Origin of the sequence: Micromonospora sp. NBC_01739, from assembly GCF_035920385.1 — a bacterium.
Taxonomy (GTDB): Bacteria; Actinomycetota; Actinomycetes; order Mycobacteriales; family Micromonosporaceae; genus Micromonospora.
On the sequence record NZ_CP109151.1, the window covers coordinates 5,054,054 to 5,066,992 of the forward strand.

A 12,939-nucleotide genomic window follows, 5' to 3' on the forward strand; every position below is an offset into this window, starting at 1 on the left:
CAGGCAAAATACGCTGAGTAGCTGTGGATAACCGGCGTGTCGTCCACAGGGGCAGCGGCACCCACCTTCCGGCTCGCAGGCTGACTGCATGAATTCGACGGAGATCCCTAGGCTGACCGTCCGCTCGCCCGCCGACCTCATCGCCGCGGTGCCGTACCTGCTCGGCTTCCATCCGAGCGACAGCGTCGTGGTGGTGGCCTTCTCGGCCTCCCGGGTCGTCTTCGTGGCCCGTGGGGACCTGCCCGGCGACACCGATCACGGCGAGGCGGCCGGGCACCTCGCCGCGGCCGGACACCTGGCTGCGGTCACCGCCCAGCAGGGCGCCGACGCGGCGACCGTGATCGGGTACGGCCCGGCCGCGCGGGTGACCCCGGCCCTCGACGCTATCCGGGAGGCGTTGACCAATGTCGGGTTGCCCGTGCTCGACGCGCTGCGGGTCACCGAGGGGCGCTGGTGGTCGTACCTCTGCACGGAACCGGAGTGCTGTCCGCCGGAGGGAACCGCGTACGACCCCGAGGGCAGCACGGTGCCGGCGGCGGCCGTCTTCGCCGGGCAGGTGGCCCTGCCGGACCGGGCGGCCCTCGTCGCCCAACTGGCCCCCACCGATGGGACCGCCGCCCGCCGCGCCGCCGAGCGGGCCGAACAGCGGCTGTCCGAGTTGCTGGCGACCGCACCCCCGGCGGACCTGCTCGGCGCGCGGGCCCTCCGCACGGCCGGGGTGGCGGCGTACCGTGCCGCCCGGCGCCGGCACGACCGGGGCGGGCAGCTCACCGACGACGAGATCGCCTGGCTGGCCTTACTGCTGACCCACCTTCCGGTACGCGACCACGCCTGGGAACGCACCGACGGCCGGGACGAGGACGTGGCGTTCTGGACGGAGCTGCTGCGCCGGGTAGCGCCCCACCTGATCGCGGCGCCCGGTGCGCTGCTGGCCTTCGCCGCCTGGCGGGCCGGGCAGGGCGCCCTGGCGGCGGTGGCGCTGGAGCGGGTGTTGACCGAGCATCCGGACTACTCCCTGGCCCTGCTGATCGACGACCTGCTCCGTCGCGGAGTCCCACCCTCCCGGCTGGATGGTTGGCCGGCCGGCGATCCGTCGACTCCCCCGCGCCGAGTTCGGCGCAGGTCGCGCCGCCGCCCACGATGACCCACCAGGACAGGGGCAGCCAGACCTGCTGCGGCCCTGGATAATCGATGGATGCTCCGATCGACCTGCGGACGCGGATGAGCGTCGGACTGCTGCTGTCGCTGGCCGGGCTGGCCCTGATCGACAGCACCAGCATCGGCACCCTGTTCATTCCGGTGTGGTTGCTGCTGGCCCCCGGCCCGGTCAGCGGTCGCCGGATCCTGACCTACCTGGGCACCATCGCCGGGTTCTACTTCGTGGTGGGGCTGGCCCTCTATGTCGGGGGCAGCACCCTGGCAGGGGTGCTGGGCGGCGCCCTGGACAATCGTCCGGTCATCTGGGCGCAGTTGGTGTTCGGGGTCGGCCTGCTGGTGGTGAGCTTCCGGTTCGACGGTAAGCGCGGCAGCGGAACGGGTCGAGTGCTGCGCTGGCGGGATCGGGTGACCACCGGTGACTCGTCGGGGCGGTGGCTGATCGGGCTGGCCCTGTTCGCCGCGTTGGCCGAGGTGGCGACCATGCTGCCGTACCTCGGTGCCCTGGGCCTGTTGGGCACCTCCGGCCTGGACCTGGCGGCGGTGGTCGCCCTGCTCGGTGGGTACTGCCTGGTCATGGTGCTGCCGGCGATGGTGTTGCTGGGGGTGCGGCTGGCCTGGCCGAGGCTGATCGAGCCGGTGCTCGTCCGGCTCAACGCCTGGATCCTCAGATCCTCCGGGAGCATGCTCGGCTGGGTCCTGGGCATCGCCGGCTTTTTGATCGCCCGGGACGCCGCGATGCGGCTGGGCCTGTTCGAAATGCTCGCTAACCGCTGAAGTTCAGGCGCTGATCCGGTGTGGGCTGGTGTAGACGTTCATGGTGCGGCCACGGAGGAAACCGACGAGGGTCAGTCCGGCCTCGGTGGCCAGGTCCACCGCCAGGGTGCTCGGCGCCGAGACCGCCGCGAGCAGCGGCACACCGGCCATCCACGCCTTCTGGGTCAGCTCGAAACTGGCCCGTCCGGAGACGAGCAGAACGTGCCCGACCAGGGGTAGCCGACGCTCGCGTACCGCCCAGCCGATCACCTTGTCCACCGCGTTGTGTCGGCCCACGTCCTCGCGGAGCACCACCAGGTCACCCTCGGCGGTGAACAGACCGGCGGCGTGCAGCCCGCCGGTCCGATCGAAGCCACGCTGCCCGGCCCGCAGCCGCTGCGGCAACTCGGCCAACAGTTCCGCCGGCACGGTCAGCGGGTCGTCGGCCACCTCGAACATCGACCGGGTACGCACCGCCTCGATGCTCTCCTTGCCGCAGACCCCGCAGGCGCTGGTGGTCAGGAACTGCCGGTTGGCCTCGACAGTCGGCTCCGGCACCCCGGGTGCCAGCGTCACATCGACCACGTTGTACGTGTTCGGGGTCTCCGTGCCGGCACACAACTGCGCGGTCGACACATCCTCCGCCGACCGGATCAGTCCCTCGGCGAACAGGAAACCCAGTGCCAGGTCCAGGTCCGCGCCAGGAGTACGCATGGTGACCGACAGTGGGCGGCGGCGTCCCGGCCCGGCCGCACCTACCCGGATCTCCAGCGGCTCCTCGGCGGCCAGGGTGTCCGGCCGACGGGTCAGCACACCCCGGTCGGCTGCGGCGTCGAGATCCACGCGGAGCACCACGCGGCGGTCAGTAGCCCGTCCCACCCCACCATCCTGCCCCGACCCCCACCCCGCCACCCGCCCACCCCGCCACCCGCCGACCCGGGCAGCCCGACCGCCCCGGCCCTCAGCCCCGCCCGACCACCCTCAGCCCCGCCCGACCACCCTCCACCCCGGCCACCAGCCAGAGAGGGCACCAGGGCTAGGGCTACGGTGGGCCGGTGAAGGCGTACGCCGCGGTGGTGCTCGCCGGAGGTGCGGCCCGGCGGATGGGTGGACTGGACAAGCCGGCGCTGCCGGTCGGCGGGGTGCCGATGCGGGAGCGGGTCCTGGCGGCGGTCGCGGACGCCGCGCCTCGGATCCTCGTCGGGCCGGGACCGGCCCCGGCGGGCGTACGACTGACTCGCGAGTCGCCACCGGGCGGCGGGCCGGTGCCCGCCCTCGCGGCCGGGCTGGCCCTGCTCGACCCCGAGGTGTCGGCCGTAGCCCTGCTGGCGGCCGATCTGCCGCTGTTGACCCGGGCCGCCGTCGGTGAGCTGCTGCACCACCTCGACGACGCCTCGACCAGCCGACCACCGGTCGACGGGGTCTGTTACCTGGACCAGTCCGGGCGGCGGCAGTCGCTGTGTGGGGTGTGGCGCCCGGCGGCGCTGCGCGCGGCCCTGGACCGGGTGCGGGTACGGCGGGGCGAGTTGGCCGGAGCGTCCCTGCGGGACCTGTCTACCGGGCTCGCCGTACGCGAGCTGCGGTGGACCGGCGACGGCCCGCCGCCCTGGTTCGACTGCGACACTGAGCGGGACCTGCGGCGGGCGGAGGAGTGGTCGCGATGAAGGTGCTGGACGACTGGCTCGCGGCGGCCTGTGCGGAGCTGGGGGTGGATCCGGCCGAGGTGCCGGTACAGTCCGTGCTCGATCTGGCCCGGGATGTCGCCCACCAGGTGGTGCGGCCGGGGGCCCCGGTCACCGCGTACCTGCTCGGGCTGGCTGTCGGCCGGGGGGCCGATCCGGCCGTGGCAGCCACCCGGCTGACCGAGCTGGCCGACACCTGGCCGACCGAGTCAGGTGACCACGGCTGACCGCCAGGCGTGTCCGATCACTGTCCGGGTTGACGCCTCTTCCCGACCGGCTCGATAGGGTGGCCGGAACGGACGGAGGCGATCATGACGGCAGAGCACCCCTCAGCACCGCCCGGTACGCCGGCACACCACGAGTCGATCCTGCTCGACGAGCCGAGCACTGCGGACCTGCGGGCCAAGGTGACCCATGCGTGGCGGGAGTTCGCCCGCGCGTTGGCCGACCGGCTGGCCGGCCTGCCGCACGGTGCCCACGTGGAGTTGACCCTCGACCCGACGGCCTCCGGCATCGAGGAGGCCGTCTACTCCGTCAGTGTCGATGTCGGCGAGGACGGCGGGTTGACCGCGCGGGCGGTGGGCAACGCGGCCCTGCCCCAGGGCTATCGGCTGGACCGGGCGGCCGTGGCAGACATGGTCGCCCTGGGTTGGTCTCCGCCCGGGGTGCTGGAGGGCTCCGGTGACCAGTTCGGCCTGCACTGCGGGGTCTCGGAGAGCACCCGGCTGGCCGCCCTGCTCTCGCGTACGCTGCGCGACATCTACGGCGCGCCGCACCCGGCCTTCCTGGTCTACGTGATCGTCGACGCCGAGGGTGAGCCGGTGCCGGGCGAGCCGTTGGGCACCGCCCGCAGTGAAGTCGGCACCGGGCAGGAGATCGAGGACGACCTGGCCCAGGCGCTGGCCGCCCCGGAGGATTCCGGTGCGGACAGTGAGGTGCTGGAGTTGGCCGAGCGGGTCCGGACGGTGGTCTCCACCATGCTCCGGTCCGACTCCGACCGGGTCCAGGTCGACTCCGACGGCGACATCAACATCCGGGCCGGTTCGGCGATGGTCTTCGTCCGGGTGCGGGACAATCCGCCGCTGGTCGACGTCTTCTCCCCGGTGCTCACCGAGGTGGAGCCGACCGAGCGGCTCTACGTCAAGCTCTCCGAGTTGACCAACCGGATGCCGATCGGCCGGCTCTACTGTGCCGACGACACCGTCTGGGCCTCTATCCCGGTCTTCGGCCGCAACTTCCAACCCACCCATCTGATGCTTGCCGTGCAGGTGATGACCGGCCTGGCGGACGAGTTGGACGACCGGCTGCACGGCGAGTTCGGCGGCAAGCGCTTCTTCAGTGAGGGGGACAAGCCGGGACGGGGCGAGCACCGCACCGGCATGTACCTGTGAGCTGGTGGCTCAAGGGGTGAGGCCCGGAGTTCCCGAGAAACCGGGCCCCACCCCTTGAGGGGGAGGGAGAGTCAGGTCGTCGGGATCCAGTCGAGGCTTCGCGCGGTGACCGGATCGCTGGCGCGCAGGCCCGCATCGGAGACCGTCCAGAGAAGGTCCCCGATCATCAGTGCGCGGTGTACGGCCGGGCGTAGCCGGGCTCGGTCCGTGGTCGTGACCGGGTGGGTGACCTGGCCGATCTCGCTGATCTTGTCGGCGTCGACCCGCAACAGGCGTACCCCGGCGTCCACCGGCAGCACCACCAGCCCGGTGGCCGGCCAGTGCAGGAAGGCGTGCGGGTCGTACTCGGCGGTGGACCAGCCGCGAGGCAGGTGCCACTGGTCCAGGCGGGTCGGCCGGCTCGGGTCCCGCACGTCGAAGAGGGACACCTGCACCCCCTCCGTACGGCCCTGTCCGTCGGCCTCCTGACCCACCCCGAGCAGCCGCCCGTCCGGCAGGGGATGCAGGTACGCGGAGTAGCCGGTGATCTTCAGCTCCCCGGTCATCCTCGGGGCGGCCGGGTCGCTCAGGTCCAGCGAGTAGAGCGGGTCGGTCTGCCGGAAGGTGACCACGTACGCCACTGGCCCCAGGTACCGCACGGAGTAGATGCGTTCGCCGCGCCCGAGCCCGCCGACCGCTCCGACCGACACCAGCGCCCCGCCATCCCGACGCAGCACCCGTACGGTGGATTCGGATTCGCCTTCATCGCCCCACACCTCGCCGAGGGTGGTGGCCACCCGCAGGTGTCCGTCCCATTCGGACAGTGCGTACTGGTTGATCAGCCACCCGGGTACGGCACCGGAGGCCAGATAGCGAGGGCGGCCCGACCCGGCGGTGTCGAACTGGAAGATCTCGGTCACCTGGTCCCGGAGACCGGGCCGCCAGCGCAGCAGCCCCGGTTTCCGGGGCGGCTGCTGCCCGGCCAGGTAGAGGCTGTTCGGGGTGCCGTAGACCGTGTTGGCGTCGGCGGCGACGCTGACCGGGTCACCGTCGCCCAGCCGGTCGGTGCCGAGGTCGAAGCTGAGCACGGTGAGTACCGAGGTGCCGGTCATCCGTTCCGGTCGGCTCAGCCGATCGCAGTCGACCCGCCCGGTGTGCCGCTCGTTCCCGGCCGTCCACTCGTACTCCGGCAACCAGGACTCGATCCCGGCGCTGTCGATCACCGCCCGGTTCTGCCGGGTCCGGGCCCGGTCGCTGCCCTCAGGGACGTACGGAAACTCGAGGCGCGGCGTCGAGCGGATCACCACCCGGGCGGTGGTGCCGGTCAGTCGACCGTCGAGCAGACTGCCCTCGATCCGGTACGTGCCGATCAGCGCGGGCGCACCGGTCAGGTCGACCAGGAACAGGCGGGCCGCTTCGGTCGACGGCCCTGGCCGGGACCGGTCCACCGCGACGAACGGCGTCCCCTCGGCGAGCACCAGGGCCCGGTTACCGAGCAGCAGCAGCCGGTACGAGCCCCAGTAGGCGCCCGCCTTCCCACCGGGCAGATCGAGTCGGCCGGTGATCCGGCGGCTGACCGGGTCGATCACCCGCAGCCCGCCCCCGGTGACGGTGACGATGCGGCGCCCGTCGGTCTTCACCACGTCCGGCTCGTCCGCGCCGGCCTCATGGTTGTTGGTCGTCGAGTGGTCCGGCGGGGCGCTGCCGCCGAGCGCACCCTTCGCCAGGGCCCTGCCCTCGGCGGCCGCCCGGGTGGACAACAGGGTGCCGCCCTCGAAGCCGTACGGGCCGACCGTCTCGCGGGCGGCGGCCCGCAGTTCGGTCAGGGCGTCCGAACAGGAGTCGAAGGAGACCAGCCCGGCCACCGGCACCATCACCGGGGCGGTCGGTCGGCCGGGGGCCGGAGCCGAGGTGCTTCCGGCGAGCAGGGTGAGGGTGATCAGGATGCTCCCGGCGACGATCACCTTGCCTGCCCGCGTCATGACTGCTTCGACGCCGCCGGTAGCCGTCCGGTTCCGCACCGATGCGCCGGTCTGCACCGCCCGGTGCGATCAGGTGGAGGGCCCGACCCCGGGGGACTCGACCAGCCTGGAGAGCACGATGGTGCTGCGGCTGGAGGTCACGAAGCTCTCCGCGCGCAGCCGCTCCAACGCCTCCTCCAGGTGGGGAATGTCGGCGGCCCGCAGGTGTACGAGGGCGTCGGCCTCCCCGGACACCGTGTACGCCCCGACCACCTCGGGGTGGCGGCGTACGGCGGCACCGATCTGGGCCGGGGTGGTGCGGCCGGCGCAGAACAGCTCGACGAAGGCCTCCGTGGTCCAGCCGACCGAGGCCGGGTCGACGACGGCGGTGAATCCCCGGATGACCCCGGCGGCCCGCAGCCGGTCCACCCGCCGCTTGACGGCCGGAGCGGAGAGTGAGACTCGGGTTCCGATGTCCGCGTACGAGGCACGGGCATCGGCGACCAGCAACGCAATGATTCGCTGGTCCACGCCGTCTATCTGCAAGATTCTGCTCCTGAGAAGCAATGGTCATGGCTGTTCCGAAACTCTCAGCCTACCTACTCTTGGTGACCATGAACCCTCAGCGAGTGCCCCGAAAGCGCACGTACCTCATGTGCTCGCCGGAGCATTTCGCGGTCGAGTACGCGATCAACCCCTGGATGGACGTGACCACCCCGGTCGACCCGGAGCTGGCCGTCAAGCAGTGGGATCGCCTGCGGGAGACTCTGGTCGGCCTGGGACACGAGGTGCACCTGCTCGCCCCCGAGCCCGGCCTGCCGGACATGGTCTACGCCGCCAACGGCGCCTTCATGGTCGACGGCACGGTCTACGGCGCCCGGTTCAAACACCACCAGCGCACGGCCGAGGCGGCGGCGCACCGGGCCTTCTACGAGGCGCAGGGCTGGCGGTTCATCGCCCCGAACGAGACGAACGAGGGTGAGGGGGACTTCGCGTACCTGCCACAGGCGCACGGCGGGCTGATCCTCGCCGGGTACGGGTTCCGTACCGAACTGCCCGCGCACGCGGAGGCGCAGGAGGCGCTGGGTAGGCCGGTGGTCTCGCTGCGGCTGATCGATCCGCGCTTCTACCACCTGGACGTGGCGCTGGCCTCGATCGACGACGGCAACATCGTCTACTACCCGGGAGCCTTCTCCGCGGCCAGCCAGAAGGTGCTGGCCCAGCTGTTTCCCGACGCGGTGCTGGCCGAGGACGAGGACGTTCTCGCCTTCGGGCTCAACCTGGTCAGTGACGGCGCGAACGTGGTGCTGAACAGCGAGGCGACCCGGCTGGCAGGTCGGCTGAGGGCGGCCGGCTACACCCCGGTGCCGGTGGAGTTGGCCGAGCTGAAGAAGGGCGGAGGCAGCGTGAAGTGCTGCATCGCCGAACTACGGCACTGAACCCTCAGCCCAGGGTGGCCAGCTCGCTGAGCAGGACATTGGACAGCACCTGCCCGTCGTGCTGCACCTCCCGCAGGTACCACTTCTGCTGGGGGGTGCGCGGCTGGTTGAACTGCCAGGCCCCGCGCGGGCTGTCGATCTGACCGATCCGGCCCAGCGCCAGGTTGAGCTCCTGCGGGGTGGGGTCCGAGCCGGCCAGGCGGATCGCCTGGTCGAGCACCTTGGCCGCGTCGTACGAGGCCATCGCGTAGGTGGTCGGCGAGGCGCTGTGCTTCTTGCGGTACGCCGAGGCGAACCGGCGGTTGGCGGCGTTGTTCAGGTCGGCGGAGTAGTTCAGGGCGGTGCGGATGCCCAGGGCGTCGTCGGCCGGCTTGATGCTCTCCAGCACGGTGCCCTCGGTGAGGAAGCCGGGTGCGTAGATGGCGCCCTGGAAGCCGGCGTCGCGTAGCTGCATGACGAACTCCGCCGCCGCCGGGCCGGCGAAGAAGCAGAAGACCACCGAGGGGTTGCGGCTCAGTGCGCGGTCGATGTCCCGGACGAAGGCGCCCTTGCCGGGGTTGGCGTTGTTGGAGGTGAAGACGACCGGATCCGCGATGCGGGGGTCGGATTCGCCGAACTCCTGCCGGAAGCCGCGCAGCACGTCGTCGCCGCCGAGGGCCGACTCCGGCATGATCATCGCCACCCGGTCGTCGGGGCCCAGGGCGTCGCGCAGATGGCGACCGAGGGCCCGGCCCGCCTCGTCGAGCACGTACGAGGTACGCCAGATGTAGACGACGCTCTGGAGGCTGGTGGGTGAGGCGTTGGAGCCGATCAGGGGCACCCGGGCCTGCTCGATGACGTCCCGGATGCCGGACATCACCGCTGCGGAGGAGACCCCGGTCAACGCCAGAACACCCTGCTTGAGCAGGCCGTCCACCGCGGCCTGACCGGACTTGACGCTGTCTCCCTCGTCGGCCACGAGCAGGTTCACCGGATGGCCGCCGAGGACTCTCTCGTTGAGGTCCAGGTAGAGCTCGAAGCCGTTGCGCAACTCGTCACCGACGGCCTTGCCGGGGCCGGACTGCGGCGCGATGAGCCCGACCTTGACCGTACTCTTCGGTTCGGCCGGCTCCTCGGAGTCCGAGGCGCACCCGCCCGCTAGTCCACCCGCACCGAGCGCGGCGAGCAGTTGGAGTGCCCGCCTACGGTTCATCTGCGACACCGGGTTCCCTTCGGATGGCCTGCTGGGAGTCTCCGCCCCTCCGGCGTTCTACCTGCTTAGCGACGCTGGGTCAATGGCTAATGATCGGTGTGAAGAGAACGGAACGCGGCGGTTACCTGCGGCCAGGCCAGCGAGAGGGGGTCGATAAGCCCGAAGTGTTCGCATTCCGAAAGCTCTACAAGGTGCATATCCGCACCTAGTTCCTGTGCTGCGGCGACATACTTCCTGCTCATCTCCACCGGTACCTGCTCATCCAGAGTGCCGTGAATCACTACCGTCCGTATTGACAGTGGGGTCGTGATGCGGGGGTCGGCGACCTCGTACCGCTCGGGGAAATCGGCCGGCCCGCCGCCCAGCAGCGCGGCCACCGCGCCCGAGTCCAGGTCCAGCCGGTAGGCCTCGGCCAGATCCGCGACCGGGGCCAGGGCGAGCACCCCGCCGACGGTCTGCGGTGACCGGATGGCGGTGTGCAGGGCTAGATGACCACCGGCCGAGTGCCCGACCAGGATCGGCGGCACCGGTGCCACCCGACCGGGCAGGGCCTCGGCGGCCAACTCCGGCAGAGCCGCCACCCCGGCCCGTGCGTCTATCAGGGTGCCGGGCCAGCCGCCACCGGGCTGCCCGGTCCGGCGGTACTCCAACTGGGCCACCGGGAAGCCGAGCCGGGCCAGCGCGTCAGCCAGTGCGTCGGTGTGCCGCCGGTCGTACTCCACCCGCCAGAAACCGCCGTGCACCACGATCACCAGTGGCCGGGGCGGGCCCTCGCCGAGCGGGCGGCGCAGATCGGCGATCTGGTCGGGGTGCTCGCCGTAGGAGACCGTGAGGTCCGGCTCCGGTGCGGGTCGGGTGAGTACGGCGCGGGGGTCGAGCGACATCGGCCGACGGTAGCGCGACTCGCCGCCATCCGAGGCCCCGGGTCGGACGCCGCATCGTCGGCCGGGGCGGCGGGCGCCGACGGGGGTGACTGAGTAAAGATGGATGCCATGACCGAAGCGCATACCGCTGGACAGAACGACGAGCCTGGCCGCGACGGCACCGGGCACTCGGGCACCGTGGTGGTGGTCGGGCCCGATGGCCGACCGGTCGGCACCCTGCAGACCGACGACGGGCCAGGTGAGGATCCCGCCCGCCTGGTCGAGCAGCCGGCGAAGGTGATGCGGATCGGCAGCATGATCAAGCAGCTGCTGGAGGAGGTCAAGTCCGCGCCGCTGGACGACGCCAGCCGGCACCGGATGCGGGAGATCCACGAGCGCTCGATCGTCGAGCTGAAGGAAGGGCTGGCGCCCGAGCTGCGCGAGGAACTGGAACGGCTCTCCTTGCCGTTCACCGAGGACCAGGCACCGACGGAGGGTGAGCTGCGGATCGCCCACGCTCAGCTGGTCGGCTGGTTGGAGGGGCTGTTCCACGGCATCCAGGCCGCCCTGGTGGCCCAGCAGATGGCGGCCCGAGTGCAACTGGAGCAGATGCGCTCCGGGCGGCAGGCGCTGCCCAGCGGGCCGGGCGGGGTGGCCCTGCCGGGGATGCCCGGCCTGGGTCAGGGACCGGGCGGCGAGGGCCACAGCACCGGTCAGTACCTCTGACGACGCCGGGGTGCGGCGCCCTGCCGCACCCCGTCAGTCCACCCCGAAGACCTTCTCCAGGTACGCCGCCACCCCGTCGACCGAGTTCGCCGAGGTGACCTCGTCGGCGATCGCCAGCACGGCCGGGTGCGCGTTGGCCACCGCCACCGCCCGGCCGGCCCAGGTCAGCAGGGGTACGTCATTGGGCATGTCACCGAAGGCCAGCACCTCCTCGGCGGTGACGCCGAGCCGGTGGCAGTACCAGGCCAGCCCGGCCGCCTTGGTCACCCCGGCCGCCGAGATCTCCACCAGCCCCGACCGGGAGGAATGGGTGGCCTCGGCCAGACCGGCCAGCGCCTCGGCGACCACCTGGGTGAACCGGTCCGGATCCCGTTCCCCGTCGGCCCGGGCCAGCAGCTTCACCGCCGGCAGCGAATGCAGCTCCTCCGGATGCAGTACGGCCCGGATCGCGGTCTCGTCGGCGTCCCAGCGCATCGGGTAGTGCGCGTCGTGGCGCATCTGCCGACCATCGGCGATCTCCACCGCGAGACTCACCCCGGGCACCTCGGCCCGTAGTCGGCGGGCCACCTCCGCGAGCAGTTCAGGGGCCAGCGGGTCGGCCCGCAGCACCTCGTCGCCGACCGGGTCGTAGACCACCGCACCGTTGGCGCAGACCGCCGGCAGCGGCTCGGCCAACTGCTCGTACACCAGTCGCAGCCAGCGGATCGGTCGGCCGGTGACCAGCACGACCGGGGTGCCCCGGGCGGAGATCCGGGCCAGCACCTCGGCGGTGTGCGGGCTGAGGGTGCGGTCGTCGCGCAGCAGAGTGCCGTCGATGTCGCTGGCGACCAGGCGGGGAATTGCCTCCATCACCCGGACAGTAGCCGGTCCAGATACACGGCCACCCCGTCGTCGTCGTTGCGCAGGGTGACGTTGTCGGCGATGGCCCGCAGTTGCGGGTGGGCGTTGGCCACCGCCACCCGCCCCCAGCCGGCCCACTCGAACATCGGCAGGTCATTGGGCATGTCGCCGAAGACCAGCACCTCGGCCGGATCGACCCCCAGGCTCTGCGCCACCACACTGAGCCCGGTGGCCTTGTCCACCCCGGAGGGGCTGATCTCGATGAAGCCCAGCCCGGCCTGGGTGAGGGCGGCCAGGTGCGGCGGGATGATCTCCCTGGCGACCGCCAGCAACTCGTCGACATGATGATCGGCGGTACGCGCGAAGGCCTTGATCACATCGCCTGCCAGGCACTCGTCGCGGCTGCGTACCTCGAACCGGTCCTGGTAGGGCCAGGCGGGGTGGTAGTCCCCCCACAGGGGCGCGTCGTGCTCGTCGGAGGCCTCGACCATCACGGTCAGCGGGCCGACCACGGCCTCCAGGTCGGCCAGCAGGGTGGCCAGGACCTCGCTGGAGAGCCGCTCGTCGCGCAGCACCACCGGCCCGGCCGGGTCGCTCTGGTCGACCACCCGGCCACCGCCGGCCATCACCAGGAAGTCCGCCGCGCGGATGTCGTTGCGGGTCAGTTCGGTCAGCCGGGGGCCCCGGCCGGTGGCGCCCACCACCGGAATCCCGGCCGCACGAACCCGGTCCAGAACCTGATGGGTGTACGCCGACACGGTGTCGTCGCTGCGGACGAGAGTGCCGTCTAGGTCGGTGGCGATCAGCTTGGGCAGGCCCGGACGGGTCATCTTTCCTCCTTCGCCCACCGCCGTCACAGCCAGCCGTTCCGGTCGTTGGTCGAGGATCCGGCGAGCGGCGGGCAGCCACCTTACCTCGCGGAACGGGTCGCAACCATGGCTTCCCGACGAATCGG

General features: G+C 71.7%; 14 protein-coding genes. 7 read left to right on the forward strand and 7 right to left on the reverse strand.

Going from position 1 to position 12,939, the window contains the following annotated elements; translation table 11 throughout:
- The first annotated feature begins 88 nt into the window (after positions 1 to 88).
- Together OIE53_RS22895 and OIE53_RS22900 are read left to right on the forward strand one after the other, a co-directional pair.
- A complete protein-coding gene (locus tag OIE53_RS22895; protein ID WP_327023559.1) occupies positions 89 to 1,144 on the forward strand; it encodes a DUF4192 domain-containing protein in 1,056 nt (351 codons plus the stop codon).
- A 77-nt stretch (positions 1,145 to 1,221) separates the two neighbouring features.
- Positions 1,222 to 1,932, forward strand: coding sequence for a GAP family protein (locus OIE53_RS22900; protein WP_327027349.1), 711 nt, complete (start codon positions 1,222 to 1,224; stop codon positions 1,930 to 1,932).
- Between the two features lie 3 nt (positions 1,933 to 1,935).
- Here the strand turns inward: OIE53_RS22900 and fdhD are convergent, their stop codons facing one another.
- Positions 1,936 to 2,790, reverse strand: coding sequence for a formate dehydrogenase accessory sulfurtransferase FdhD (gene fdhD, locus OIE53_RS22905; protein WP_327023560.1), 855 nt, complete (start codon positions 2,788 to 2,790; stop codon positions 1,936 to 1,938).
- Positions 2,791 to 2,966: 176 nt separating this feature from the next.
- Here fdhD and mobA point away from each other — a divergent pair, with 176 nt between their 5' ends.
- The 3 genes from mobA to OIE53_RS22920 all read left to right on the forward strand — a co-directional run bounded on the left by mobA (position 2,967) and on the right by OIE53_RS22920 (position 4,984).
- Entirely contained in the window at positions 2,967 to 3,575 is a 609-nt protein-coding gene (gene mobA / locus OIE53_RS22910) for a molybdenum cofactor guanylyltransferase (protein ID WP_327023561.1), read from the forward strand.
- Positions 3,572 to 3,820, forward strand: coding sequence for a DUF6457 domain-containing protein (locus tag OIE53_RS22915; protein ID WP_327023562.1), 249 nt, complete (start codon positions 3,572 to 3,574; stop codon positions 3,818 to 3,820). The genes mobA and OIE53_RS22915 overlap by 4 nt, the downstream gene beginning before the upstream one ends.
- Positions 3,821 to 3,904: 84 nt before the next feature.
- Positions 3,905 to 4,984 (forward strand): T3SS (YopN, CesT) and YbjN peptide-binding chaperone 1, encoded by a 1,080-nt coding sequence (locus OIE53_RS22920; RefSeq protein ID WP_327023563.1) that lies wholly within the window; start codon positions 3,905 to 3,907, stop codon positions 4,982 to 4,984.
- A 71-nt stretch (positions 4,985 to 5,055) separates the two neighbouring features.
- On the opposite strand, the gene OIE53_RS22925 is transcribed toward OIE53_RS22920, so the two are convergent.
- Positions 5,056 to 6,945 (reverse strand): beta-propeller domain-containing protein, encoded by a 1,890-nt coding sequence (locus OIE53_RS22925; protein ID WP_327023564.1) that lies wholly within the window; start codon positions 6,943 to 6,945, stop codon positions 5,056 to 5,058.
- Positions 6,946 to 7,014: 69 nt separating this feature from the next.
- The gene (locus tag OIE53_RS22930; RefSeq protein ID WP_327023565.1) at positions 7,015 to 7,470 is read right to left on the reverse strand and encodes an Lrp/AsnC family transcriptional regulator; all 456 of its coding nucleotides are present in this window, start codon (positions 7,468 to 7,470) and stop codon (positions 7,015 to 7,017) included.
- A 59-nt stretch (positions 7,471 to 7,529) separates the two neighbouring features.
- On the opposite strand from OIE53_RS22930, the gene ddaH reads away from it, so the two are divergent.
- A complete protein-coding gene (ddaH, locus tag OIE53_RS22935) occupies positions 7,530 to 8,363 on the forward strand; it encodes a dimethylargininase (protein ID WP_327023566.1) in 834 nt (277 codons plus the stop codon).
- A 4-nt stretch (positions 8,364 to 8,367) separates the two neighbouring features.
- Here the strand turns inward: ddaH and OIE53_RS22940 are convergent, their stop codons facing one another.
- Together OIE53_RS22940 and OIE53_RS22945 are read right to left on the reverse strand one after the other, a co-directional pair.
- Complete coding sequence (locus OIE53_RS22940) at positions 8,368 to 9,564, reverse strand: ABC transporter substrate-binding protein (RefSeq protein WP_327023567.1); 1,197 nt, start codon at positions 9,562 to 9,564, stop codon at positions 8,368 to 8,370.
- Positions 9,565 to 9,641: 77 nt separating this feature from the next.
- Positions 9,642 to 10,439: an alpha/beta hydrolase family protein gene (locus OIE53_RS22945; RefSeq protein ID WP_327023568.1), complete on the reverse strand. Its 798-nt coding sequence runs from the start codon at positions 10,437 to 10,439 to the stop codon at positions 9,642 to 9,644.
- 99 nt (positions 10,440 to 10,538) lie between these two features.
- On the opposite strand from OIE53_RS22945, the gene OIE53_RS22950 reads away from it, so the two are divergent.
- Complete coding sequence (locus tag OIE53_RS22950) at positions 10,539 to 11,144, forward strand: bacterial proteasome activator family protein (protein WP_327023569.1); 606 nt, start codon at positions 10,539 to 10,541, stop codon at positions 11,142 to 11,144.
- Between the two features lie 33 nt (positions 11,145 to 11,177).
- On the opposite strand, the gene OIE53_RS22955 is transcribed toward OIE53_RS22950, so the two are convergent.
- Both OIE53_RS22955 and OIE53_RS22960 read right to left on the reverse strand, forming a co-directional pair.
- Positions 11,178 to 11,993, reverse strand: coding sequence for an HAD family hydrolase (locus OIE53_RS22955; RefSeq protein ID WP_327023570.1), 816 nt, complete (start codon positions 11,991 to 11,993; stop codon positions 11,178 to 11,180).
- Positions 11,993 to 12,814, reverse strand: a complete 822-nt coding sequence (locus OIE53_RS22960) for an HAD family hydrolase (RefSeq protein WP_327023571.1) — start codon at positions 12,812 to 12,814, stop codon at positions 11,993 to 11,995. The genes OIE53_RS22955 and OIE53_RS22960 overlap by 1 nt, the downstream gene beginning before the upstream one ends.
- Positions 12,815 to 12,939: the final 125 nt, after the last annotated feature.

Coding starts and splice junctions, on each gene's coding strand:
- OIE53_RS22925 (WP_327023564.1), bottom strand. CDS start 6,945: ATGACGCGGGCAGGCAAGGTGATCGTCGCCGGGAGCATCCTGATCACC.
- OIE53_RS22960 (WP_327023571.1), bottom strand. CDS start 12,814: ATGACCCGTCCGGGCCTGCCCAAGCTGATCGCCACCGACCTAGACGGC.
- OIE53_RS22895 (WP_327023559.1), top strand. CDS start 89: ATGAATTCGACGGAGATCCCTAGGCTGACCGTCCGCTCGCCCGCCGAC.
- OIE53_RS22955 (WP_327023570.1), bottom strand. CDS start 11,993: ATGGAGGCAATTCCCCGCCTGGTCGCCAGCGACATCGACGGCACTCTG.
- OIE53_RS22900 (WP_327027349.1), top strand. CDS start 1,222: ATGAGCGTCGGACTGCTGCTGTCGCTGGCCGGGCTGGCCCTGATCGAC.
- OIE53_RS22920 (WP_327023563.1), top strand. CDS start 3,905: ATGACGGCAGAGCACCCCTCAGCACCGCCCGGTACGCCGGCACACCAC.
- OIE53_RS22915 (WP_327023562.1), top strand. CDS start 3,572: ATGAAGGTGCTGGACGACTGGCTCGCGGCGGCCTGTGCGGAGCTGGGG.
- OIE53_RS22945 (WP_327023568.1), bottom strand. CDS start 10,439: ATGTCGCTCGACCCCCGCGCCGTACTCACCCGACCCGCACCGGAGCCG.
- OIE53_RS22950 (WP_327023569.1), top strand. CDS start 10,539: ATGGATGCCATGACCGAAGCGCATACCGCTGGACAGAACGACGAGCCT.